Genomic DNA, 23171 nt, shown 5'->3' on the forward strand with positions numbered 1-23171 from the left:
TTGACCTGAGATAAAAAAGCTGGTATGATAACAAAAAATTGCCAAAGGAGAACGTATGGAAAAACCGCTGACCGCCCGCAAACGGCAGGCACTGGAGATGCGCTCCCGCATCCAGAACGTGGCGCTGGACCTGTTTGACAGGGACGGCTTTGAAAATGTGGCCGTGGAGCAGATCGCGCAGGCCGCCGGCTGCTCCGTGGGCAATATCTATCACTACTTCAAGAGCAAGGATGAGCTTATCATCCAGGTCACCAGCAACGTGGACGCCCAGTACCAGCTGCTGGAGCAGTCGTACCTGGCCGACAACGCCTCCTCCGCCCGCAGCAAGCTGCTGGACTTTGTAGGCAAGTCGCTGGACATCAGCTCCAAAGACCCCGCCCTGTACCGCAGCTTCATCCACGGCCTGAAATATCCGGAGCAGGCCATCCTTCAGGATAATGAGAGCCGTGTCTACTTCCGCGTGCTGCGGGAGCTGATCGCCGCCTGCCAGCAGGAGGGCAGCATCGCCCCTCACCACGACCCCAGCGAGCTGGTGGCCGACCTGGTGGTGATGCACCGCGGCATGCTGTTTGAGTGGCGTATCGACGAGCAGAGCTTCGATCCGGTGACCCGCGGCTGCCGGATGGCCCAGGCGCTGCTGGACGGCTGGAAGCAGCCGGAGTAAGGGTTCCCGCGCAACAAACAAAATACCCCCGCGCACCGGTGTGCGCGGGGGTATTTTTATGCTGCGGATGGCTCGATCACTTCATGAAGGTCCCGTCCACCATCTGCTGCAGGTAGGCGTTGTACTTCTCCTGCACATCGGCGGGGACCAGATCGCTGATCTTACCGGCGGACAGGGTGCCGTTCTCCAGTGTACCGTAGACGGTGTTGCCGCCGAAGGTACCGGCCTCGACAGCCTGCATGGAGGCAACGATCATGGCGGAGTTATCGGTGACCTGGGAGCAGATGATGCACTCGTTCTGACCCAGGATGTCGGCGGGCTGGCCGATGTCGTAGATCTTCACGGAACCGGCAGCGGCGTTGGCGGCATCGATGGCCTCGCGGGCACCGGAGTCAACGGCGGAGGCGTCGCCGAAGAACACGTCAGCACCCTGGCTGATCAGCTCGGTGGCAAATTCCTTACCCTTGGGGGCATCGGAGAAGGAGTTGGCGTAGGGGACGTTCAGCAGCTCGACCGTCTTGCCCTCCTGCGCGGCCACATACTTGGCGGCCTCCTCAAAGCCGGCGATCTTGCCCTTGGTGGTATCCAGCTCCATACCGCCGATGAAGCCCAGCTTGCCGCTCTCGGTCATCAGACCGGCCAGCGCACCGGCGATCCAGCCGATCTGCTGGGCGTTGGGCAGCAGGGAGCTGACGTTGCCGTTGACAGCCTCGCCGGGGGTCTTCTCCGCGCCGTTCAGCAGGGCGAAGGCGATGTCAGGATACTCCTCAGCAGCCTGCAGCACGGCATCGGTGTACTGGTTGCCGGGAGCGTAAATCATGTCATAGCCCAGAGCGCAGTAGGCGGTGATGGAATCGTAGTACTGGTCCTGAGAAATAGAGTCGGTGACCTCGTACTGCCAGCCCTGCTTGTCGCAGGCAGCGACCATGGCGTTGTAGCAGGCAGCGCCCCAACCGCCGTCGTTGATGCTGGAGTCGCAGATCATAGCGACCTTGTAGACCTTGTCGCCATCGGTGTTGGCATCACCGTTGCCGTCGCCGGTATTGCTGTCGCCACCGGCGGGCTTGCTGCCGCAGGCCACCAGGCTCAGAGCCATGACCAGCGCCAGCATCAGCGCAAGAAACTTCTTCATTCTTTTTTCCTCCTAAATAAAATCTTTTATAACAACGCGCTTCCGCGTTATTACCGCATTACCGCTGTTCCTTACGGTATGCCTGACCGTTGGCCTTGGGGCCGCTCTGACGAGTGCCGATGGCACTCAGCACGATGACGGTGGCCACATAGGGAATCATCTGGAAGAACTGATAGGGGATACCGATGCCGGATACCTGGAGCCGGATCTGCAGCGCGTCGCAGAAGCCGAAGAACAGGCAGGCCAGCAGCACGCCGCCGGCGCTCCAGCGGCCGAAGATGACGGCAGCCAGGGCGATAAAGCCGCGGCCGGCCACGATGCCGTCGGTGTAGGTGCTGGAGTAGCAGGTGGTCAGGTACGCGCCGCCCATACCGGCCAGCGCGCCGCAGATGGCGCAGGCGATATACTTCACGCCGATGACGTTGATGCCCAGCGTGGCGGCAGCCTGGGGATGCTCACCTACCGCCTTGTAGCTCAGGCCCGCACGGGTGCGGTTGAAAAACACGGACGTGAACACCACCAGCAGGATCGTGAGGTACACCATGGGGCTCTGGTCAAACAGCAGGGGTCCGATGACAGGGATATCCTTCAGCCCGGGGATGGCGACGCTGGGCATGGTGACGATCTGCTTCAGGTCGGAGCCGGTGCCGAAATACACGCGGTAGATGAAGGACGCCAGCGCCGGCGCAAAGATGTTGATCGCCATGCCGTACACTGTATGGTCGGCGCACAGTGTCACCGTGGAGAATGCGTAGATCATGTTGACCAGCAGACCGGCCAGCGCGCCGCACAGCAGGCCCAGCCAGTTGGAGCCGGTGATGTAGCAGGCCAGGAAGCCCACCAGCGCGCCGATGGCGGCCAGGCCCTCCAGGCCGATGTTGACCATGCCGGCCCGCTGTCCGTACAGCTCGGCCAGAGAGATCAGCAGCAGAGGGATGGCCAGGCGAACGGTGGCCAGAAGCAAACTGGAGATCCAATCCATTACTTGTCACCCGCCTTTCTCTTTCCGGAAAACAGCCGGCTCTTCCAGGACTCGAACTCCGGCAGCTTCGTCAGGGCCATACCGGCCACGGAAAACACGATCACCAGCGCCTGAATGATGTCCGACACACTGGTGGGGACGCCGGTAGCGGCCTGCATGGTGGTGGAGCCCACACGCAGCGCCGCGAAGAACAGCGCCACGATCACCGTTGCGATGGGGTGCAGCTGACCGATCAGCGCCATGGCCACGCCGTCGAAGCCGTAGCCCGCGCCAAAGCCGTTGATGAGGCGGAACTGGGTGCCCAGCAGCTCCGCGCCGCCGCCCAGACCGGCGATGGCGCCGGAGATGATGAAGCTGGTCAGGATATAGCGTTTGACAGGGATTCCGTTAAAGCGGCTGGCTGTCATGTTATAGCCCACCGCCCGCAGCTTGAAGCCGCCGCTGGTCCAGAACAGCACGTAGTACATCACGAGGCCCACCACCAGTGCCAGCACGAAGCCCCAGGTGAAGCGCATGCCGGATATCACGCGGGGCAGCTGCACCAGCTTGGAAACGGCAGGGGTCTGAGGGATGTTCTCATCCCGGATCCAGCTGGTATAGAGCACGCCCATGAACAGCGTGGCCACATAATTCAGCATGATGGAGATGATCATCTCGTTCTGGCCGCGGGTGATCTTCAGCACGCCGGGGATGAGGCCCCAGATACCGCCGGCCAGCGTACCGGCCAGCAGTGCCAGCAGAATTCCCGCGAAGCCGGTGAGGCCGCTGAAATAGGCCGTCAGGAACGCGGCGATGGAGCCCATCAGGAACTGGCCCTCGCCGCCCAGATTGAACACGCCGCACTTGTAGGCGAAGCAGGCGCACAGCGCGGTGAACATCAGGGGCGTAGCTTTGTTCAGCGTGGTGCCGATGTTGGCGCGGGAGCCGAAGGCGCCCTGAAACAGGAATTTCACCGCCGTGAACGGGTCGGCGCCCAGCGCCGCCATGATGATACCGCCGATGAGAAAGGCCAGCAGGATGGACAGCAGCGGGACCGCGAAGCTGCCGAGAGAGCGTTTCAACTTTTCCATGTATGTATCCCCCCTTACTTACCGGTCATGGCAAGGCTGATCTCCTCGATGGGAGGATTCTTGCCGGAATACTCGCCCATGATCTGCCCCTCGAAGCACACCAGGATACGGTCGGACATCTCCAGGATCTCGTCGAAGTCGGCGCTGATGAGCAGGATACCCACGCCGCGGTCGCGGGCCGCAATCATCTGGTCGTGGATGAAGCTGGCCGCGCCGATGTCCAGACCACGGGTGGGATGGGTGGCCACCAGCAGCACGGGATCGGACTCAAGCTCGCGGGCCAGAATGACCTTCTGCTGGTTGCCGCCGGACAGGCTGCGCACGTCCTGCTCCACCGAGGTGCAGCGGATATCATACTTCTCCGCCATCTCCTCTGCGTAGCCGGCGATAGCCTTCTTCTTCAGGAGCAGTCCTCCGCCGCTGCTGAAAGCGGCGGTGCCGCTGCTTTTCAGCACCAGATTCTCCGCGATGGACATGTCGCCGATGAGGCCCTGCAGGTTGCGGTCCTCCGGCACGTGGGAAACGCCGTCCTCAATGAAGCCATGGGGGTCAAAGATAGCCAGCCGCTGGCCGGACAAGGACAGTGTGCCGCTGTCGGGGGAGATGACGCCGGTGATAAGCTGGGCCAGCTGGGTCTGTCCGTTGCCGTCCACACCGGCGATACCCACGATCTCGCCGCGGTGCACCGTCAGGGACATATCGTTCAGTCCGTTATGCTTGGACTCCTTATGATAATCCACATGGGACAGCTCCACCGCGATCTCCGCGTCGGAGCAGTCCTTCTTCTCGTACTGGGAGGCGACCAGTTCGCGGCCGATCATCATGCTGGCCAGCTTCTTGCTGTCGGTGTCGGCACAGTTGACGGTGCCTACCACCTCACCCAGCCGCAGCACGGTGATACGATCGGAGATGTGCATGACCTCGCGCATCTTGTGGCTGATAAAGATGATGCTCTTGCCCTCGGACACCAGCTTGCGCATGATGGCGAACAGGCCCTCCACCTCGATGTCCGTCAGAGCGGCGGACGGCTCGTCCAAAATCAGCAGTTCCGCGCCGTGATACAGTGCCTTCAGGATCTCGGTGCGCTGCTGCTCGCCCACGGAGATCTCCGTGATGAGCCGATCCAACTGTACGTCCAGACCGTATCTGGCGGACAGCTCCTCGATCTCCTTGCGGCGGGCGGCCCGATCGATAAACAGCCCCTTGGCGTGCTTGTCACCCAGGATAATGTTGTCGAACACCGTCATCGCTTCCACCAGCATGAAGTGCTGGTGTACCATGCCGATGCCCAGCTTCACCGCCTGGCTGGGGGACTCGATGCGGACCTCCTTCCCCTCCAGAAAGATCTTGCCCTCTGTGGGCTGGTACAGACCAATCAGGATATTCATCAGCGTAGACTTGCCCGCGCCGTTTTCGCCCAGCAGCGTCAGCACCTCGCCGCAATTGACGGTCAGGCTGATGTCTTTGTTGGCGTAGAAGCTGCCAAACCGTTTGCTGATATGCTCCATTCTCAGCAACTCACTCAATTTTCCTCACTCCCTGCTTCTCCAAAATTAACGGTATCGCTATTGTATCGCCTATAAAATAATGGGGAAAGTATACCATAGTTTTCTTCTGTTGAAAAGCAGAATTTCCCATTTTCCACATAAATACGATTTCGGTATGCCCTGTGTTTGCGGTTGTTGCACAGACTGCACTCTCCCCCACAGAGCCGCAAAAACCGTTCCCCCGCCGCGGATGCTGTTTTTCACAGTGACCGCGGCGCTTTTTTGTGCGATATGACGAGTTTCCGAAAATATTCAAATCGCTGTTGACTTCCGTCATTGACAGTGCCATAATGTGAATGGTTCATTAAATAATTCGGTGAAATATTCACTGACCACAAATCACATGACCTATATAAGGAGGGTTCCGATGAAGATCTTAGTCATCAACCCCGGCGCCACCTCCACCAAGATCGCGGTGTTCCAGGACGAGGAGCAGCTCTACAAGCTGACCATCGACCACTCCGCGGAGGAGCTGGACCGGTTCGAGCGGGTCATCGACCAGGCGGACTACCGCCGCGAGGCCATTCTCAGCGCCATCACCAGCGCCGGCTACCAGTTGTCGGACTTCGATGCCGTGTGCGGCCGCGGCGGCCTGTACCGCGCCATCCCCTCCGGCACCTACGCCGTCAACGACCGCGTCATGCGCGACGTGGAGGCCGCCCCCTACGGCGAGCACCCCTCCAACCTGGGTGCGTACCTGGCCAAGCAGCTGGGCGACACCGTGGGCATCCCCGCCTTCTTCGTGGACCCCGTCTGCGTGGATGAGATGACCGAGGTGGCCCACTACACCGGCTTTGCCGAGTTCCGCCGTAGGTGCCTGTTCCACGCGCTGAACCATAAGTCTATCGGCCGCAAGGCCGCGCAGCAGCTGGGCCGTACCTATGAGGAGGTAAACCTCATCGTTTGCCACCTGGGCGGCGGTGTCAGCGTGGGCGCCCACCAGCACGGCCGCGTGGTGGACGTGTGCAACGTCAAGGACGAAGGCGCCATGGGTATGGACCGCGGCGGCGGCCTGCCGGTGAACCAGCTCATTGACTACTGCTTCAGCGGCAAGACCCGCGCCGAGGTGAAAAAGACGCTGGGCCGCCGCGCCGGCATGTTCTCCTACCTGGGCACCACGGACTTCCGCGTGGTCTGCGCCAGAATGGCGGAGGGCGACCAGCAGGCCGCCGCAGCCTATGAGGCTCTGGTATATCAGCTGGCCAAGGATATCGGCACCATGGCCGCCGTGCTGCACTTCAACGTGGATGCCATCGTCTACACCGGCGGCATGGCGTATGAGCAGTCCTTCTGCGACGACATCACCGCCTACGTGGGCAGGCTGGCCCCCGTACTCCGCCTCCCCGGCGAGGAGGAGATGCGCTCGCTGGCGGAGGGTGCCCTGCGGGTGCTCCGCGGCCAACAGGAAGCCGGTCAATATTAAAAAATAGGATATATATAGAAAGGTGGAAAAAGCTATGAAACATCTGATGTCCGGCAATGAGGCCACCGCCCGTGGCGTCTACGAGGCCGGTATCAAGGTCTGTTCCGCGTACCCCGGGACCCCCAGCACGGAGATCCTGGAGAACCTGCCCCAGTACGGCAAGGATGTGTACTGTGAGTGGGCCCCCAACGAAAAGGTGGCCGCCGAGGTGGCCTACGGCGCGGCCATGGCCGGCTCCCGCTCCTTCTGCACCATGAAGATGGTAGGTTTGAACGTGGCCGCCGACCCCCTGTTTACCGCCGGCTACATGGGCGTCAACGGCGCTTACATCGTTGTCAGCGCTGATGACCCCTCCTGCCACTCCTCCCAGAACGAGCAGGATAACCGTCTCTATGCCCGGGCCGCCAAGGTCGCTATGGTGGAGCCCAGCGACTCTCAGGAGTGCAAGGATTTTGTGAAGCTGGCCTGCGAGATCTCCGAGGAGTTCGACACCCCTGTGCTGTACCGCACCACTACCCGCGTCTGTCACAGCAAGGGTCTGGTGGAATTCGGCGAGCGCACCGAGCATACCGCTCCCGCCTACCAGCGCAACGTCCGCAAGTTTGTCTGCACCCCCGCCAATGCCTATATGAACCACCCCATTGTGGAGGAGCGTCTGGCCAAGCTGGCGGAGTACGGCTGCACCCGCGCACTGGAGAACGGCCTGAACAAGCTGGAGCTGGGCGACGGCAAGGTGGGCGTCATCACCGCTTCCATCAGCTATCAGTACGCCAAGGAGGTATTCCCCGAGGGCACATCCTTCCTGAAGCTGGGCCTGACCTTCCCCCTGCCCATGGGCCTGATCCGCGACTTCGCCAAGAAAGTGGAGAAGCTGTACGTCATTGAGGAGCTGGAGCCGTTCATGGAGGAGCAGATCAAGGCCGCCGGCATCGACTGCGTGGGCAAGGAGCTCACCGGCAACATGTACGAGCTGAACACCGAGCTGGTGCGTGAGCGGGTGCTGGGCGTGAAGCCCAGCTATCAGGTCATCACCGAGGTCCAGGCTGCCAAGCGTCCCCCCGCGCTGTGCCCCGGCTGTCCTCACCGCGGCTTCTTTTACACCCTGTCCAAGAACAAGAACTACGTGGTCACCGGCGACATCGGCTGCTACACTCTGGGCAGCGCCGCGCCCCTGAACTGCATGGACGCCTGCCTCTGCATGGGCGGCGGCTTCACTGTAGGCATGGGCATAGCCAAATCCTTCCAGCGCGAGGGCGTCACCGATAAGGTGGTGTTCGGCGTCATGGGCGACTCCACGTTTTTCCACAGCGGCATGACCGGCGCCGCCGAGATCATCTACAACAACGGCCGCATGATCCCCTGTGTGCTGGATAACCGCATCACCGGCATGACCGGCCACCAGGACAACCCCGGCACCGGCTTCACCCTGATGGGCGAGCCTGCCCCCATGATCCGCGTGGAGGGTGTGCTGGAGGCTTACGGCTTCGCACCCGTGTTCACTGTGGATCCTCAGGATCTGAAGGCCATGAAGCAGACCGTGGACGCCGCAGTGGCCGCCCTCAACGAGGGCAAGAACCCCGCCATCGTCACCCGCCGTCCCTGCCTGCTGATCAAGCGGATGAAGCACGAGAACGGCATGTGCGTGGTCAATGCCGACAAGTGCAGGAGCTGCAAGAGCTGTCTGAAGGTGGGCTGCCCCGCCATCTCCATGGAGAACGGCAAGGCATTCATCGACCGCACCCAGTGCGTGGGCTGCACCGTCTGTGCCCAGGCGTGTCCCTTCGGCGCTATCGAAAAGGAGGAGAAATAACATGAGCGATGTGAAAAGCTGCCTGTTGGTAGGCGTAGGCGGTCAGGGCGCTATCCTGATCTCCAAGATCATGTCCAACGGCTTCATGAAGGCCGGCTACGATGTCAAGCAGAGCGAGGTCCACGGCATGGCCCAGCGCGGCGGCAGCGTGTCCACCCAGGTCCGCTGGGGCAGCAAGGTCTACGGCCCCGTGTTTGGCCGCGGCGAGGCCGACATCATGGTGGCCCTGGAGAAGATGGAAGCCGTCCGATACGCGGAGTTCCTGAAGCCCAGCGGCGTGGTCGTCATCAATGACTACGCCATCAAGTCCACCACCATCGCCTCCGGCGCCGAGACGTACCCCGAGGGCTGCATCGAGGCTATGGCCAGGCACTTCAAGACCATCGCGATTCCCGCCAGTGACATCGCTCTGGAGCTGGGCAATCCCAAGTGCATGAACGTGGTGCTGTTCGGCGCCATGTGCGACTCCCTGGGCTGCCCCAATATCGACTGGGAGCAGATCGTGGCGGAGACGGTGCCCGCCAAGGTCAAGGATCTGAACCTTCAGGCGTTCCGCGCCGGCCGCGAAGCCGCCAGCAGAACCGCCGAATAACACGGATACATAAAAAACTCCCCCGACACGGTGTCGGGGGAGCTTTTTATGTATCCGGCCGCTTACTTGTGCAGCAGAGGGCTGAGGGGCTTGTAGATCAGGAAGCACAGCGCCACGTCCAGAAGGCCCTTGCACAGGGTGAAGGGGACGTTGAACACCAGCAGGCAGTTGAACAGGGCATTGCCGGTGGGGATCTGCGCCACCGTGCCCAGAATTTCCTGATACATGCCCACGATGGCCTCCAGCGGCAGGCCGTACAGCACCACATAGGCGGGGTAGACGATGAAATAGTTCAGAGGCAGGCTGATGAGCGCCATGGCGGCGGCGCCGGCCACAGAGCCCCACAGAGCGCCGGAACGGTTCTTGTGCTTCTTGTAGACGATACCGGCGATGAGGGCGAAGGTAGCGCCCAGCAGGAAGTTGGACAGCTCGCCCACGCAGGCGCTGGAGCCGAAGGGCAGGTGCAGCAGGTTCTTCACCAGTTGGATGGCGACGCCGTAGACGGGGCCGAGGGAGAACGTGCCAAGCAGGGCGGGCAGGTCGGAGATGTCCAGCTTCACGAACGCGGGCATGATGGGGATGGAGAACTCCACGAACTGGAGGACGGCGGCCACCGCCGCCAGCAGGGCGGCCACGGCGATACGATGGGTCTTTTGCTTCTGAGTCATAAAAAAACACTCCTTTTCGATGATAAACACCCGGAAAATTGCCTTCCAAGGTGTACGCATCAAAAAAGAGCATTACAAAAATGCCATACACGCCTTCTCTCATCCAGACTATACTGTCGGTACCGGAATCACACCGGTTCATGCAGCTCTCGCCGCTCGCGGACTATACCGCCGGTGGGGAATCTCACCCCGCCCCGAAGACAAATATGCGGTTGTTCTCGCGCTCTATAATACACCATGTCCCGCCAAAATGCAACCGCTTTCTGCTGGATTTTTTATTTATTGCTTCACAGTAACTTTTTATTGTATTTCGATAAATAATGATTGACAAACGATATAATCCGTGGTATGCTGACATCAGAAAGGATGTGTGAGACATGAAGCATATCGCGCATAAAAAGCTGGCCGTCCTGCTGCGCACCGGCCTTATGATCGCAGCTCTGGTGTGCGGGGCCATCTTTTTCTGGTTCCTGCCTCAGCTGGGCCACGGCATCGCCCTGGCCGACCCTGAGTACGCCTGGGCCTTCTGGCCCTGCCTGATCTTCGCGTGGCTGTTCGCCGTACCGGTATTCTGGGCCATGGCCGCCCTGTGGGCCGTATTCGGCCGCATCGGCCGCGGCGACGCCTTCTGTATGGAGAATGCCCGGGCCATGGCCACTGTGTCCCGCCTGGCATTTTTCGACGCAGTGCTGGTGCCGGCGGGTGTCATCACCTTGGCTCTGCTGGGCGCCGGCTCCCCCGGCATGACGGTCATCGCCATGCCCGCGGGCGTCATGGTCTGCACTCTGGTGGGCGTCATGGCGATGGCCCTGAGCCGTCTGGTAGCCGATGCCGCCCGCCTCCAGGACGAGAGCGACCTGACGGTGTGAGGTGGCAGTATGATCGTATTTCACATTGATATCATGCTGGCCCGCCGCAAAATGAGCCTGACGGAGCTGAGCGAGCGGGTAGGCATCACCATAGCCAACCTGTCCATTCTCAAGACCGGCAAGGCCCGTGCCGTGCGGCTGGACACCCTGAACCGCCTGTGTGCCGCGCTGGACTGCCAGCCCGCCGACCTGATGGAATTTCTGCCGGACCCGCCGGAGGAATGACCGCGCCGGCAGTTGCAGTTTCTGCCGCATCGTGTTATAATAGAAAGAATTCCGCCGGGCTCACCGGTCTGAAATAAGGTGGCGAACCGTATGGAGAGCACCTCCCCCGCCCAACTGGATACTGTGTCGCAGCCGGAGGCACCTGCGGCCTCCCGCTATTCGCTGCGCTGGCTCTTTTTCCCGCTGGCCCTGCTGTACCATGAACTGCTGCTGCGCGCTTTCGACAGCAGCACTGTCTTTTTCGACGCGGCGCTGGTGCCTACCGCCCTGACCGCGCTGGGTCTGGGCCTGCTCATCAGCCTGCTGGCCAATGCTCTGCCCTGCCGCAGGGTCTCCCGCTGGGCCGCGCTGATCCTGACGCTGCTGTGGACTGTCTGCGTCTGCGTGGAATATTGCTGCAAGAGCTACTTCAAGTCCTACTTTGCCCTGACGTTCATGGTCACCATGACCGGTCACGTGGTGGGCGACTTCGCCGGCACCATCCCCGATGTGGTGCTGCCCCGCCTGCCCTTCATCCTCCTGGCGCTGGTGCCGCCGGTGCTGGCCATTGTCCTGCGCCGCCGCATCGTACCGGAGGACTCCATGGGCCGCCGCGGCCTGCTGGTGCTGGCGCTGCTGGCCCTGTTGACGCTGGGCGGCGGAGACGCCGTCGGCCGCTTCGGCCCCAGCGCCGCGCTGTTCACCTACGATTTCAACACCAACAGTGCCGTTCCCCGCTTCGGTCTGAACACTGCTCTGCGGCTGGAGCTGACCTACGCCGTCACCGGCGTGCCCACGCCGCCGCTGGAACCCCTGCCGGAGCCTGACCCCGCACCAGAACCGGAGCCCACGCCCGTGGACTACGGCTACAATATGCTGGACATCGACTTTACCGCGTTAGCCGAGTCCACCGGCGACAGCACGCTGGCCTCGCTGCACCGTTATATGGCCGCCCGCACCCCCTCCCGCCAGAACCAGTATACCGGCATGTTCGCAGGCAAGAACCTGATCCTGCTGACGGCAGAGTCCTTCTCGCCCTGGTTCATCTCTCAGGAGCTGACCCCCACCCTGTACCGCCTGACCCACGAGGGCTTCGTGTTCAGCAACTACTACCAGCCCGGCTGGGGCCAGTCCACCACCGGCGGCGAGTTTGCCGTCCTCACCGGCCTGCTGCCCACATGGGTGGGCGGCGATGTCAGCTTCTGGGCCAGCCGCTATGACTACATGCCGCTGGCGCTGGGCAATCAGTTCCGTGCTCTGGGCTATCAGACACCGGCGTGGCACAACAACACCTATAATTATTATGGCCGCAACGCCACTCACCCCAACCTGGGCTACGACTATGAGGGCATTGGCTCCGGTCTGACTCTGGCCACTCAGGACAGCAGCTGGCCCTACTCCGATCTGGAAATGCTGGAGGCCACGCTGGACAGCTGTGTGGACGCCTACCTCACCACCGGCCAGCCCTTCCACGCCTACTACATGACTGTCAGCGGCCACGGCAGCTATAACTGGGGCCAGTCCATGGCTGCCAAGAACCGCGCCGCAGCGGAGGCCGCCTACCCCAACGCCAGTGCGCCGGTGCAGGCCTACGTAGCCGCCAATCTGGAGCTGGAGGCCGCCCTGACGTATCTGGTGGACCAGCTGGAGGCCCGCGGCATCGCCGACGACACCGTGATCTGTCTCTCCGCCGACCACTACCCCTACGCGCTGGCGGAGACCGGCGTGGATTACTACGCCGAGCTGACGGGCCGTCAGGACTCGGATCTGGACACCTCCCGCTACCGCAACGCGCTGATCCTCTGGTGCGGAGGCATGGACCAGCCCGTCACCGTGGACACGCCCTGCAGCGCCGTGGACATCGTGCCCACCCTCAGCAACCTGTTCGGTCTTCGCTACGACTCCCGCCTGCTGTCCGGCCGCGACATTCTGGCGGATAACTACGACCCTGCCAGCGCCTCCGGCTGCATCCCGCTGGTGGTACTGCCCACTCCCGTGGGCAACAGCTGGGCCACCGCCGCCGGCGTCTACGAGGCCCGCACCGGCACCTTCACCCCCGCCCCCGGCGTCACACCGGAGGAGGGCTACGTGGACGCCGTCAACCGCCTTGTCTCCGCCAAATACACCTACGCGCGGCTCATCATCCAGTACGACTACTACCGCATCGTACTGGGAGAGAATGAATGACGTAAAAAAAGCTGTTCCGTCTCTGACAGAACAGCTTTTTTGTATATGGAAAACCACTCGCCTGCTTCCTCTTCTGACTCAAAGCTGGTGCGCATACCACTCTCCGCCGGTGGGCCGGAACCCCGCGGTTCGGGAGGTCGATGGCATATACCTCAGTGTCTCCGCGTCAGTGGCGCTCCACGTAGTCCCACTCGTCGCCGCTCTCGTACACCAGATGGATGTCCTCCAGATAGGGGGTATCCATGGGGTTGGCCATGGGCGCCGCCTGCTTGTAGCGTTCCAGATTCCGGCGGGACTTCTCCGCCGGCTGGACTGTACCGGCGCCTGCGATGCAGCCGCCCGGGCAGGCCATGCCCTCCAGCAGATAGCCGTTGTACTTGCCGGTGCGGGCGCCGCGCAGCATCTTGCGGCACTCGTCCAGGCCCTCCGCTGCTACGGTCTTGACCTCCACCTCGGGACGGATCCGGTGGATGACCTCCTCCACTGCCTTGGCCACGCCGCCGCCGGCGGCGAAGCCCACGCCGGGGGCGGATGCCTCGTAGTGGGCCGCGCTGTCCTCGATCTGGGAGAAGTCGATGCCCTTGGCCTCGAACATGCCCCGCAGCTCCTCAAATGTCAGCACGAAGTCCACATCGCTGCGGACAGAGCGGCGGCTGGCCTCCAGCTTCTTGGCGGCGCAGGGGCCGATAAAGGCGATGCGGCAGTTGGGGTCCTTCTTTTTCAGCAGCCGCGCCGTCAGCACCATGGGCGTCATGGTCATGGAGATGTAGGGTGCGAAGCCCGGGAACTCCTTCTTGGCCATGACAGACCAAGCGGGGCAGCAGGAGGTCGCCATGAACGGCTGCTTCTCCGGCACGTCCCGCAGGAACTCCTCGGCCTCCTCGATGGCGCACAGGTCGGCACCGATGGCCACCTCCTCCAGAGAGGCAAAGCCCAGCATCTTCATGGCCTCGCGGATCTGGCCCGGAGTCACGTTGTCGCCGAACTGACCCCAGAAGGCCGGCGCGATGATGGCTACCACCTTATCGCCCTTGCGGATGGCGTGAATCAGCTGGAACAGCTGGCCCTTGTCCACGATGGCGCCGAAGGGGCAGTTCACCAGACACATGCCGCAGTTCACGCACTTGTCGTAGTCGATGTCCGCCCGTCCGTACTCATCCTGTCCGATGGCGTGCATGCCGCAGGCCTCCTGACAGGGGCGGGTGAACTTGATAATGGCCTGATAGGAGCAGGCTTCCTTGCACTTGCCGCATTTAATGCACTTATCCTGGTCGATGACGGCCTGACCCCGCTCCGTGGAGATGGCCCCCTTGGGGCAGGCGTACTGACAGTGCCGCGCCAAACAGCCCTGGCATGCGCTGGTCACCTCGTAGTGGGTGGGCGCGCAGGCATTGCAGGCGTACTTGATGACGTTGATCAGCGGGGGATCGTAGTACTTCGCGGCGATGGCACTCTCCTCCACGCCGTCGGACAGCACCGAGTGCTCCGTCACCGGCCGCAGCGGCAGGCCCATGGCCAGCCGGATGCGCTCACCCACGATGGCCCGCTCCAGAAACACGGACTCCCGCTGCCGCCCCACCTCGCCGGGCACGATCTCATAGGGCAGCTTCTCCATGCGCGTGTAGTCTCCACCCTCATAGGCCAGCTTCGCCACCTCGGCAAAGACCCGCTTGCGGATGTCCGCAACACCGCACTTGATATTTCTCATTCTTTTTTGTCCTCCCAAAATCCACCCTAAAGGGGTTCTATACCAATTGTGTATTATACCTGCTCCCCCCATAAAAAGGCAATATCTTTCGTAAGGAATTTTTTTCACCCTCATAGGTGAATTCTCTTGCAACCTGCACAACCCCCCTATATAAAGCTGCTATTCCCCCATTATATCCGCAAATATTCCGCAAAAAATACACGGAAACTCCGCATTATACTTATAGGAGAAATATTTTTCTCCAGAGTAAAATCGCTGCATGTTTTCTCTTATACACGTCCCCGCAGCGCTTCCTCCAGCTTCCCCAGTGCTTTCTTCTCGATCCGCGATACATAGCTCCGGCTGATGCCGTACAGAGCCGCCACCTGCTTCTGGGTCTGGGGCAGTCGTCCGTCCAGTCCGTAGCGCCGCCGGATGATGTCGGCCTCCCGCTCCGTCAGCACCTCCGCCACCAGCCGCCGGATAAGCTTGCGGTTCTCCTTGTCCTGCAGCTCCTCCAGCATGGTGTCCTCCTCGCCCACCACATCGCTGAGGTACAGGGCATCTCCCTCCGGCCCCGTCTCGATGGTGTCCGACAGCGATACCTCCCCCTGCAGCTTCCGCTGCGCCCGGAAGTGCATCAGTATCTCATTCGCTATCCTCTCCCAACGGATACATCGGCTGCTCAATGGGCGGCAAATCCGCCTCTCCATCCTCCGCAAAGAGGTACACATAGGCATTTTTGCCGTCCCAGACCACCTTTTTGACGATGGTGCGCAGCAGGCGGCGTTTTTCCTCCAGCGTGGCAGAATCCACCGCATTGGCGAAGGATTCGATCATTTCCTGATGGAAGGCGAACTCCTGATGGAGCATCCGGCTCTGTTCAGTCAGGGCTTCCAGCTCGGAAAGCCTTGCCTGCTGGGTCTCGCTCTCTCGATGCAGTTCGTCGATCTGCTCCATGACGTACTTTGCAGAGGTGTCGCTGGCAACGGACAGGGATTCCACCAGCCGCTTGATGCGGTCCTCCGTTTCCGCGTGCTTCTCCTTCAGCAGTGCCAGCTCCGCATCGTAGCCCTCCTTGCTGCCGCTGATGACCTTCTTGGTCTGCGCCAGCAGCCGGGCAAGGGTCTCCTTGTCGGCGGACAGCTTGCGGATCTCCTCGATGATCTTGGCGTCCAGCGTGTTGCCGTTGCAGTTTTTCATAGAGCAGACCGTGCCGTGGCTGCGCTCCTTGGTGGAGCACATGTAGGTGTAGATCAGCTCTCCGTCCGCCGTGCGGCGGTTGGTCAGCTTCGGGCGCATATAGTCGCCGCATTCGCCGCAGCGCAGCAGCCCGGACAGCAGCGCCACGTTGCTGCGGGGTCTGCGGTAGCTCTTGGATTTGTTGACATCCAGCATGGCCTGCACCCGCACCCAATCGCTGCCCGCGATGATGCCCGGATGCTTGCCCACCGCCACGATCCACTCCTCCATGGGACGGATCTGGTTCGCCTTGCCGGGGCGCTGGAGCGTGCGGTTGTACGCCATGATGCCGTGCTTGCCGTCGAATTCCGAACGCTCGGCAAACAGGTCAACATTGTTTTCTTTCAGATACTGATACGCCGTCTCGTCGGCAATCATGTAAACCGGGTTCGTGAGAATGCCCCGGATGGCAAAGCGGGTGAACTGCTTGCCGCGCTTCGTGACGCAGCGGTGCTCCAACAGGTACCGGTCGGTCTTGCTGAGAGAGCCGGTCTCCATGAACACCTCGAAGATCGTCTTAACCAGCTGGATTTCCTCCGGGATGGGTTTGAGCTTGCAGGCCTTCTTCACCTTTCCGTCCACCGTCACGCTGGACAGGCTTTCCGAGGCATAGCCCGTGGGCGTTGTGCCGCCCAGCCAGCGTCCGGTCTTGGACAGCTCATGCATGTTGTCCCGGATGCGCTCGGCGATGGTCTCCCGCTCCAGCTGGGAGAACACGGACGCAATGTACATCATAGCCCTGCCCATGGGGGAGGACGTGTCGAACTGCTCGCGGATGGAGATAAAGTCAATGTGCCGGTCGCCCAGATCCTCGATGAGCTTGGCGAAGTCGCCGATGTTGCGGCTGATGCGGTCGAGGCGGTAGACCACGATGGCGGCAAAGGCGATCTTCTGGGAGTCCTTCATCATTTTCTTGAACTGCGGGCGCTCCAGATTGCCGCCGGAAAAGCCCTCGTCCTCGTAGACCAGCACGTTTTCCGCCGCATCCTCGCCAAAGTGCATGGCGATGTACTGGCGGCACAGCTCGATCTGGTTCTCGATGCTCTCGCCCTTGCCGGTGAATTTGGATTTGCGGGAGTAGATGACGTATCGCTTCGCCTGCGGCTTGCCCTTCATTTTCATAACGGCACCTCACGTCGTTTCGTAAGCTTGATAGAGAACACGGCCGAAGCCTTGCATCTCCAGCGGGGCGATGATAAAATTCCACCTTGTTCATTATTATCGCAAAAGCAAATAATGTTTGCGCAAAATTTTCGTTCTTAACAGAGACTTTAACTCTTTTGTACTATGATGGCAGCAGAAAACAGGAAGGGTGATGAAAATTGAACCACGGAAAAAAGGCGGCGCAGGTCACGCTGCTGCTGGCGGGAGCCGCCATGCTGTGCTTCGGCGTCTGGCGGGGCGAGGCGGCGTCGGTACTGAGCAAGGCCATCAAATTATGTCTGGAGTGTGTGGGCATTGGGTAAGAAGTTTTCAAATGTATCACAGGCCCTGTCCCGCCTTCGGGGCTGGATACAGGCGGGGGCAGCCCTATTGACCAACCTGCACCTGCCGAATTTCCTCAAGGGCGGACTGTATCAGGGCGCGGGGAAAACCGTCTGTGTGCCGGGTCTGAACTGCTACTCCTGTCCGGCGGCCTCCGGCGCCTGCCCCATCGGAGCGTTTCAGGCAGTGGTAGGCTCGTCCAAATTCAGCTTTTCCTATTACATCACAGGTTTTCTCATTCTGCTGGGAGTTCTGCTGGGGCGCTTTATTTGCGGCTTTCTGTGTCCCTTCGGCTGGTTTCAGGAGCTGCTGCATAAGATCCCCACAAAGAAGCTCTCCACAAAGAAGCTGAAGCCCCTGACATACCTGAAGTACGCCGTTCTGCTGGTGATGGTCTTTCTGCTGCCGGCATTCCTTGTGAACGACGTGGGCATGGGCGACCCCTTCTTCTGCAAGTACCTCTGCCCCCAGGGCGTGCTGGAGGGCGCAATTCCGCTGTCCCTTGCCAATTCCGGCATCCGGGCGGCGCTGGGCAGCCTGTTTACCTGGAAATTCAGTATTCTGCTGGCAGTGATCGTACTGAGTATCGTATTTTACCGGCCCTTCTGCAAGTGGCTGTGCCCGCTGGGTGCGTTTTACGCGCTGTTCAACAGGGTATCTCTGTTCCAGATGAAGGTAGACAGGAGCAAATGCGTCTCCTGCGGGAAATGCGCCAAGGCCTGCAAAATGGATGTGGACGTGACAAAGACGCCCAACCATACCGAGTGCATCCGCTGCGGGATGTGCATCCGCGCCTGTCCCACCAGCGCCGTCAGCTTCCGCTACGGCTTTGGAGACGGCAAAAAAGAACCTGCAAATGAATTAAAAACGGAGGAAACAAAATGAACGCAAAGAAAATCATCACACTGCTGCTGGCGCTGGTGCTGGCCGCCGGTACGGTCGCCTGCGGCGCGAAGCAAGCGGAGGGGAATGAGGACACGGACAAGGAGCCGCAGACCGCCGAGGAGGCGGCAGCGCTGTACGATGAGCTGATGGCACAGGAGAACGCCATCCAGGCGGAGAACACCGAGCTGTGGGAGAAGCTCTTTCTGTCCGCCGACAAGGGCATGGCCACGACGGAGAACGGCAAAAACTACGGCGAATTTCTGCTGAGCACCATTGAAGCCGCCAAGGAGCAGTTCACCGACGAGGAGTACGAGCTGCTGAAGGAAAAAGCCACGGAAATCAAAAATATCGAGGACCGGCTGGCTGCATTGGAGGAAAAATTCCCCAGCTTATCCGGGGCGCCCGCAGAGGATGGCGGCACGAGCGTACCGGCGGGCAGCGACACGACCACGCCGCCCGATGACGGCAGCACCGCGCAGAAGTTCCCCGCCTTTACCGGCAAGGATCTGGACGGAAACGATGTGGACAGCAGCACTCTGTTTTCCGGCAACGCCGTCACCGTTGTGAATTTTTGGTTTACCACCTGCAATCCCTGCGTAGGAGAGCTTGGTGAATTGGATGCGCTGAACAAGGAGCTTGCGGAAAAGGGCGGCGCCCTCATCGGCGTCAACACCTTCACGCTAGACGGCGATGAGTCAGCGATCGCGGAGGCGAAGGATGTGCTTGCCAAGAAGGGCGCGACCTATCAGAACGTGTATTTTGCTTCCGATGGAGAGGCAGGCAAGTTCACCGCCAGCATCTTTGCATACCCCACCACCTATGTGGTTGACCGCAGCGGCAATATCGTGGGCGATCCCATCGTGGGTGCTGTTACGGAAAAGAATCAGGCGGAGGCACTGCAGGCCCAAATCGACAAGGCGCTGGCCGCCGATATGGGCTGACAAACAAAGGTATCTCCGCAAGGAGGAATACGCGCCATAAGGCGGCGGACATCACCTGTCCGCCGCCTTATGGCTATTTAAGATGAAGTGTTTGCAGATCGGTCTCAGACGAACTGCGTATCGATCAATCAGCCGTTTTTACGCTTGATGACCAGCGCGGTTCCGGTCAGCGACAGCAGGGCGCTTACGCCGTACAGCGCCATGCCGGCGTCAAAGGTCTTGGGAGAGGAAGTCGGCTTCTCATCGGGGGTAGTATGGGAGGAGCCGCTGCGGGTATAAATATTCTCAAAGGTCATCTTGCCTACCGCATCGGCATTGTTGATCGCATCATAAAAATCCCCGTTGTCTGTTGTCTCCATCCTGGCGGGGAAAATTTCCCCATTGGGGCTCACATACCACACCGCATCGGAATACGTCCATTTCGGAAGGCCATCGTTCACCTCACGGACGTAGAAGCCCTCGCTGACAAACTCACTGACCTTCCCCGCCGGGCCGCTGATGATCAGCTTGCCGTCATAGTCGCCCGCACCGTTAGTGGTGACGGTAGCGGTGTACTTCACATCCGTATAATGGGACAAGTCATGGGCATTCACATCACACACCGCGATCGTAAAGTCCGTCTTGCCGGGGCCGGCATGGCCGCCCAGCTTCACCGTCTTGGTGAAGGGAACCTCAACGGTAGTAAGATTCTCGGTATAAATGTTCGTGAAGGTCATCTCAGACACTTCTTCGTTATTAAGATAGAATGTCAGCATTGGCTCTCTGGTAGTATTATCTATGTCAAATGCGACATGGTACTCTTTATTGGAATATGTCCAGCACTGATCATCGCCTTGCACTTCGCGGACATAAAAGCCTCTACCAACAAAATTTTGAACCTGAACTGCCGGTCCGGTGATGGTCAGCGTGCCCTGATAGGTACCTGCGCCATTTGTCTCAATCTCGACACTGCGCTGAACATCCGGATATTCAGCAGCATCAATAACGTCATTGACCGCTTCAAATTTGAAGGTTTCCTTGCCGGGGGCACATGTACCCGCCTGCTCCACAACTTTGGTAAAATGGATTTTATACACCGGGTCAGACGGATCCATGGGAACATTAGGAGTCTGCTCTATGAAACCATCCGGTAGGTTCACAGTTACGTTGCCCTCCGCCGCCCATGCGGTGGCGGTCAGCCCCAGTGCCATAACCAGGGCCAACAGCAGGGCGAATAAGGTTTTTCTGCTTCTCTTCATGTGTTTTACCTCCATTATTCGTCGTTATTTTTCCGGCGCGCTCCGCGCCAAGTGAACAAAGCCAGGGCCGCCAGCGTGATCCCAAGGATCACCGCCAGCCCTTTCCAGCATTTACGCATGGCATCGTCTCCTTCCCGTGTTCACGCACGCTTACTCCGTCCACTGGGGATAGAAATAAAGTACCGTGTCCGGCTCTATCTGAACGGGCAGATAGGAGCCGTGCTGTCCCTTGTCGATGGACAGATAGGTGTAGTCCTCAAAGGCCATGGGAACCTGCACGATGAAGCCATCGTGGATGATCCGTTCCGTCTCGCCGGGCGTGTATCTCTTGCCGCCGGTGCGGGTCAGATCCAGCATGATCACACCGGAGTATTCCCCGTTGCCGGTCAGTCCCCAGTCGCCTGTATAGACCTCCTCCGGTGTGACGAAGTCGCTTTCGTACCACCAGGTGAAGGTCGCCGTGCCCCAATCGCCCTCCTGACTGCTGTTGGCGTGCAGCTCCAGAGTGGCCAGAGCGGGCTTATCCGTATTGCCCTGCCACGCCCATACCTCCTGCGTCAGCTGGGAGCCTGTGGGGCACGTCCAGCCGATGTCGCTGCCGAAGCCGTCGTTCCCCTCCTGCGAGTAAAAGGTGAAGTCATAGGCCAGCTTCCGGTCATTCTCATAGTCGTAGGGCAGCGCCACGATTCCGGGGATGGGATACCAGCTCAGGGTATCGGGATGACTGTCGGTCAAAAGCAGCTCCGCGGTATCGGTGGGGACAGTCCCCAGATCGTTGGAGACGAACAGCAGGATCGGGTCGCCGCTCTCGCTGCGGTAGAGCACCTCAAGGGTCTCGTAGCCGCCCTTCGCCTCGTTCCACCGGACGCGGTTCACCGCCACGGTGGCGTTGGGGTCACGGGGCACCACGCAGAACAGGCTTCCGCTGTCGCCCACCACCCGCTCCTGCGGGATATTCCGAACAAAGGTATACTGGGCGCACAGCCCCGGCGCCGTATCGTTGATCCAGTCCCGCAGCGGGATCGCCAGATCACTCAGCTTGCCGTCGATATCGCCGATGTAGGCCACTGCGAAGCGCTCGTCCTGCTGCCGTTCATCCAGCTCCTGCCGCAGCAGGTCCAGAGAGTCATCGTAGGCTCCCGGCTCGCCGCCGTCCATACCGTCACCGTCCGTACCGCCTCCGTCAGGCGTATTCCCGCCGGTCGGCGCATGCCCGTCGTTGATGTTGATCGTCCCCACACCGGGTATCTCCACCTGACAGGCTGTCAGCGACAGCGTCATGGCCAAGGCCAGCAGCGCCGCCACAAGCAGTCTGGCCAGTTTCTTTCCATTATTACGCATGACGTCGTCTCCTTCCTGCGTTTTGTTGTCACTTATCCCTGTGCGGGGTTAAACATGAGAATCTCGTAGGGGAACTGCTGGATGGGGAACCCGTAGGCGCCGCCTCCGCCGCTCACATTCAGCACCGGGAAGACATCGAAGGCCGCGGGTACCTGCACAGGGAACATACCCGACACCGTGGTGGGCGGCTCGCCCTTCGTATACTGCCGGCCGCCGCTGCGGGTCATGGTCAGATCTATATACTCTCCGCCGTCCGTCAGGGACCAGCTGCCCTCATAGATCTCCTGCGGATCGCCGTAGTCCTTGGTATACCACCATGTGAAGGTGATCTGCCCCGGCTCCGCGCCGCCGCCCTGTGTCAGGGACATGGTGGCCATGGCGGGCTGCTCCGCAAGATCGCCCTGCCACGTCCAGACGTGCGCGGCCAGCTGCTCTGCCGTAGGGGCCGTCCACATGCCGTCGTCGCCCACATCGCCGCCATCCATGCTGTCGTTTCCGGTGTAAACGGTAAAGTCGTAACCCAGCTCACGGCCGTCCTCAGAAGAGTAGGGCAGCGCCACTATACCGTAATAGGGATACCACTTCAGCGGCTCCTCCCCGCTGTTGGTCACGATCACCTCGGTGTCGGGATCGATAGACTCCCCCATGTCGGCGCAGGCAAACACCAGGATCGGCTCACCGCTCTCACTGCGGTAGAGCACCTCGACGTGATCATAGCCGCCCGTCTTCTCGTTCCATTGGATGCGGTTCACCGCCACAGACGCATTGGGATCACGGGGCACCACGCAGAACAGGCTACCGCCGCTGCCCACCACCCGTTCACGGGGAATATTCCGGACGAAAGGATACTGGGCACACAGCTCCGGCGCCGCTTCACTCACCCACTCCTGTATTGGAAGCTCAAAATCGTCCGGACCGCCTGCCGCGCTGCTGATGTAGGCCACCGCGAAGATATAGTCCGGCACCTCTGCCATATTCTTCCGCAGCAGGGTAAGGGAGTCGTCATTGTCGTTTCCCGTATGGATCGTATGATCACTGCCCGTATCGTCGCCCGTATTGCCGCCTGCGTGGCTGCCTGTGTTGCTGCCGTCGTTGATATTCACGGTTCCAATGCCGGGAATTTCTATCTGGCAGGCTGTCAGCGATACCATCATCGCCAGAGCCAGCAGCAGACAGAGAATGGGGTTCTTTTTCATCGCTTCCT

At 60.6% G+C, this 23171-nt stretch carries 21 protein-coding genes and 1 riboswitch; of the genes, 10 read left to right on the top strand and 11 right to left on the bottom strand.

Annotated features, from left to right (window positions below; translation table 11 throughout):
* Nucleotides 1-55: 55 nt before the first annotated feature.
* Nucleotides 56-664 carry a TetR/AcrR family transcriptional regulator gene (locus tag ACZM22_RS02995; protein WP_483268932.1) on the top strand — a complete coding sequence of 203 codons (609 nt, stop codon included), beginning with the start codon at nucleotides 56-58 and terminating at the stop codon, nucleotides 662-664.
* A 76-nt stretch (nucleotides 665-740) separates the two neighbouring features.
* Here the strand turns inward: ACZM22_RS02995 and ACZM22_RS03000 are convergent, their stop codons facing one another.
* The 4 genes from ACZM22_RS03000 to ACZM22_RS03015 are packed head-to-tail and all read right to left on the bottom strand — an operon-like array spanning nucleotide 741 to nucleotide 5374.
* Nucleotides 741-1796, bottom strand: coding sequence for a BMP family ABC transporter substrate-binding protein (locus tag ACZM22_RS03000; RefSeq protein WP_489543050.1), 1056 nt, complete (start codon nucleotides 1794-1796; stop codon nucleotides 741-743).
* A gap of 58 nt (nucleotides 1797-1854) precedes the next feature.
* The gene (locus tag ACZM22_RS03005; RefSeq protein WP_489543051.1) at nucleotides 1855-2778 is read right to left on the bottom strand and encodes an ABC transporter permease; all 924 of its coding nucleotides are present in this window, start codon (nucleotides 2776-2778) and stop codon (nucleotides 1855-1857) included.
* On the bottom strand, nucleotides 2778-3848 hold the full coding sequence (locus ACZM22_RS03010; protein ID WP_483268929.1) for an ABC transporter permease: 1071 nt from the start codon (nucleotides 3846-3848) through the stop codon (nucleotides 2778-2780). The genes ACZM22_RS03005 and ACZM22_RS03010 overlap by 1 nt, the downstream gene beginning before the upstream one ends.
* Nucleotides 3849-3862: 14 nt before the next feature.
* A complete protein-coding gene (locus ACZM22_RS03015) occupies nucleotides 3863-5374 on the bottom strand; it encodes an ABC transporter ATP-binding protein (RefSeq protein ID WP_489543052.1) in 1512 nt (503 codons plus the stop codon).
* A 388-nt stretch (nucleotides 5375-5762) separates the two neighbouring features.
* Here ACZM22_RS03015 and buk point away from each other — a divergent pair, with 388 nt between their 5' ends.
* The 3 genes from buk to ACZM22_RS03030 are packed head-to-tail and all read left to right on the top strand — an operon-like array spanning nucleotide 5763 to nucleotide 9220.
* The gene (buk, locus tag ACZM22_RS03020) at nucleotides 5763-6818 is read left to right on the top strand and encodes a butyrate kinase (RefSeq protein ID WP_489543053.1); all 1056 of its coding nucleotides are present in this window, start codon (nucleotides 5763-5765) and stop codon (nucleotides 6816-6818) included.
* Nucleotides 6819-6852: 34 nt separating this feature from the next.
* Nucleotides 6853-8628: an indolepyruvate ferredoxin oxidoreductase subunit alpha gene (iorA, locus tag ACZM22_RS03025; RefSeq protein WP_489543054.1), complete on the top strand. Its 1776-nt coding sequence runs from the start codon at nucleotides 6853-6855 to the stop codon at nucleotides 8626-8628.
* 1 nt (nucleotide 8629) lies between these two features.
* Nucleotides 8630-9220: an indolepyruvate oxidoreductase subunit beta gene (locus tag ACZM22_RS03030; RefSeq protein WP_489543055.1), complete on the top strand. Its 591-nt coding sequence runs from the start codon at nucleotides 8630-8632 to the stop codon at nucleotides 9218-9220.
* Between the two features lie 62 nt (nucleotides 9221-9282).
* Here ACZM22_RS03030 and ACZM22_RS03035 read toward each other — a convergent pair whose 3' ends face one another.
* On the bottom strand, nucleotides 9283-9888 hold the full coding sequence (locus ACZM22_RS03035) for an ECF transporter S component (RefSeq protein ID WP_489543056.1): 606 nt from the start codon (nucleotides 9886-9888) through the stop codon (nucleotides 9283-9285).
* Nucleotides 9889-9975: 87 nt separating this feature from the next.
* A riboswitch (FMN riboswitch) is annotated at nucleotides 9976-10094 on the bottom strand.
* A gap of 171 nt (nucleotides 10095-10265) precedes the next feature.
* Here ACZM22_RS03035 and ACZM22_RS03040 point away from each other — a divergent pair.
* The 3 genes from ACZM22_RS03040 (at nucleotide 10266) to ACZM22_RS03050 (ending at nucleotide 13148) form a co-directional block, all read left to right on the top strand.
* Nucleotides 10266-10757: a DUF2975 domain-containing protein gene (locus ACZM22_RS03040; RefSeq protein ID WP_489543057.1), complete on the top strand. Its 492-nt coding sequence runs from the start codon at nucleotides 10266-10268 to the stop codon at nucleotides 10755-10757.
* 9 nt (nucleotides 10758-10766) lie between these two features.
* Nucleotides 10767-10982, top strand: coding sequence for a helix-turn-helix domain-containing protein (locus tag ACZM22_RS03045; protein WP_489543058.1), 216 nt, complete (start codon nucleotides 10767-10769; stop codon nucleotides 10980-10982).
* A 90-nt stretch (nucleotides 10983-11072) separates the two neighbouring features.
* Complete coding sequence (locus ACZM22_RS03050; RefSeq protein WP_489543059.1) at nucleotides 11073-13148, top strand: LTA synthase family protein; 2076 nt, start codon at nucleotides 11073-11075, stop codon at nucleotides 13146-13148.
* A gap of 166 nt (nucleotides 13149-13314) precedes the next feature.
* Here ACZM22_RS03050 and ACZM22_RS03055 read toward each other — a convergent pair whose 3' ends face one another.
* The 3 genes from ACZM22_RS03055 to ACZM22_RS03065 form a co-directional block, all read right to left on the bottom strand.
* On the bottom strand, nucleotides 13315-14856 hold the full coding sequence (locus tag ACZM22_RS03055; protein ID WP_483268795.1) for a 4Fe-4S dicluster domain-containing protein: 1542 nt from the start codon (nucleotides 14854-14856) through the stop codon (nucleotides 13315-13317).
* A gap of 269 nt (nucleotides 14857-15125) precedes the next feature.
* Nucleotides 15126-15476, bottom strand: a complete 351-nt coding sequence (locus ACZM22_RS03060; RefSeq protein WP_483268794.1) for a sigma-70 family RNA polymerase sigma factor — start codon at nucleotides 15474-15476, stop codon at nucleotides 15126-15128.
* Nucleotides 15477-15483: 7 nt separating this feature from the next.
* Complete coding sequence (locus ACZM22_RS03065) at nucleotides 15484-17199, bottom strand: recombinase family protein (RefSeq protein ID WP_489543060.1); 1716 nt, start codon at nucleotides 17197-17199, stop codon at nucleotides 15484-15486.
* Nucleotides 17200-17399: 200 nt separating this feature from the next.
* Between ACZM22_RS03065 and ACZM22_RS03070 the strand changes: the two genes are divergently transcribed.
* Genes ACZM22_RS03070 through ACZM22_RS03080 form a run of 3 tightly spaced genes read left to right on the top strand, consistent with a single transcriptional unit; the run spans nucleotide 17400 to nucleotide 19388 of the window.
* Complete coding sequence (locus ACZM22_RS03070; RefSeq protein WP_483268792.1) at nucleotides 17400-17543, top strand: CD1871A family CXXC motif-containing protein; 144 nt, start codon at nucleotides 17400-17402, stop codon at nucleotides 17541-17543.
* Nucleotides 17544-17568: 25 nt separating this feature from the next.
* The gene (locus ACZM22_RS03075) at nucleotides 17569-18447 is read left to right on the top strand and encodes a 4Fe-4S binding protein (RefSeq protein ID WP_489543210.1); all 879 of its coding nucleotides are present in this window, start codon (nucleotides 17569-17571) and stop codon (nucleotides 18445-18447) included.
* Nucleotides 18444-19388 carry a TlpA disulfide reductase family protein gene (locus ACZM22_RS03080; protein ID WP_489543061.1) on the top strand — a complete coding sequence of 315 codons (945 nt, stop codon included), beginning with the start codon at nucleotides 18444-18446 and terminating at the stop codon, nucleotides 19386-19388. The genes ACZM22_RS03075 and ACZM22_RS03080 overlap by 4 nt, the downstream gene beginning before the upstream one ends.
* Nucleotides 19389-19516: 128 nt before the next feature.
* Here ACZM22_RS03080 and ACZM22_RS03085 read toward each other — a convergent pair whose 3' ends face one another.
* The 3 genes from ACZM22_RS03085 to ACZM22_RS03095 form a co-directional block, all read right to left on the bottom strand.
* A complete protein-coding gene (locus ACZM22_RS03085) occupies nucleotides 19517-20626 on the bottom strand; it encodes a hypothetical protein (RefSeq protein WP_489543062.1) in 1110 nt (369 codons plus the stop codon).
* A gap of 150 nt (nucleotides 20627-20776) precedes the next feature.
* Nucleotides 20777-21967 carry a hypothetical protein gene (locus tag ACZM22_RS03090; protein WP_489543063.1) on the bottom strand — a complete coding sequence of 397 codons (1191 nt, stop codon included), beginning with the start codon at nucleotides 21965-21967 and terminating at the stop codon, nucleotides 20777-20779.
* Between the two features lie 32 nt (nucleotides 21968-21999).
* Entirely contained in the window at nucleotides 22000-23163 is a 1164-nt protein-coding gene (locus ACZM22_RS03095; RefSeq protein ID WP_489543064.1) for a hypothetical protein, read from the bottom strand.
* Between the last annotated feature and the right edge of the window lie 8 nt (nucleotides 23164-23171).

It is taken from the genome of Vescimonas sp. (genome assembly GCF_057856985.1).

Coding starts and splice junctions, on each gene's coding strand:
- ACZM22_RS03090 (WP_489543063.1), bottom strand. CDS start 21,967: ATGCGTAATAATGGAAAGAAACTGGCCAGACTGCTTGTGGCGGCGCTG.
- ACZM22_RS03055 (WP_483268795.1), bottom strand. CDS start 14,856: ATGAGAAATATCAAGTGCGGTGTTGCGGACATCCGCAAGCGGGTCTTT.
- ACZM22_RS03030 (WP_489543055.1), top strand. CDS start 8,630: ATGAGCGATGTGAAAAGCTGCCTGTTGGTAGGCGTAGGCGGTCAGGGC.
- ACZM22_RS02995 (WP_483268932.1), top strand. CDS start 56: ATGGAAAAACCGCTGACCGCCCGCAAACGGCAGGCACTGGAGATGCGC.
- ACZM22_RS03065 (WP_489543060.1), bottom strand. CDS start 17,199: ATGAAAATGAAGGGCAAGCCGCAGGCGAAGCGATACGTCATCTACTCC.
- ACZM22_RS03060 (WP_483268794.1), bottom strand. CDS start 15,476: ATGCACTTCCGGGCGCAGCGGAAGCTGCAGGGGGAGGTATCGCTGTCG.
- ACZM22_RS03000 (WP_489543050.1), bottom strand. CDS start 1,796: ATGAAGAAGTTTCTTGCGCTGATGCTGGCGCTGGTCATGGCTCTGAGC.
- ACZM22_RS03050 (WP_489543059.1), top strand. CDS start 11,073: ATGGAGAGCACCTCCCCCGCCCAACTGGATACTGTGTCGCAGCCGGAG.
- ACZM22_RS03005 (WP_489543051.1), bottom strand. CDS start 2,778: ATGGATTGGATCTCCAGTTTGCTTCTGGCCACCGTTCGCCTGGCCATC.
- ACZM22_RS03045 (WP_489543058.1), top strand. CDS start 10,767: ATGATCGTATTTCACATTGATATCATGCTGGCCCGCCGCAAAATGAGC.
- ACZM22_RS03095 (WP_489543064.1), bottom strand. CDS start 23,163: ATGAAAAAGAACCCCATTCTCTGTCTGCTGCTGGCTCTGGCGATGATG.
- ACZM22_RS03010 (WP_483268929.1), bottom strand. CDS start 3,848: ATGGAAAAGTTGAAACGCTCTCTCGGCAGCTTCGCGGTCCCGCTGCTG.
- ACZM22_RS03080 (WP_489543061.1), top strand. CDS start 18,444: ATGAACGCAAAGAAAATCATCACACTGCTGCTGGCGCTGGTGCTGGCC.
- buk (WP_489543053.1), top strand. CDS start 5,763: ATGAAGATCTTAGTCATCAACCCCGGCGCCACCTCCACCAAGATCGCG.
- iorA (WP_489543054.1), top strand. CDS start 6,853: ATGAAACATCTGATGTCCGGCAATGAGGCCACCGCCCGTGGCGTCTAC.
- ACZM22_RS03085 (WP_489543062.1), bottom strand. CDS start 20,626: ATGAAGAGAAGCAGAAAAACCTTATTCGCCCTGCTGTTGGCCCTGGTT.
- ACZM22_RS03035 (WP_489543056.1), bottom strand. CDS start 9,888: ATGACTCAGAAGCAAAAGACCCATCGTATCGCCGTGGCCGCCCTGCTG.
- ACZM22_RS03040 (WP_489543057.1), top strand. CDS start 10,266: ATGAAGCATATCGCGCATAAAAAGCTGGCCGTCCTGCTGCGCACCGGC.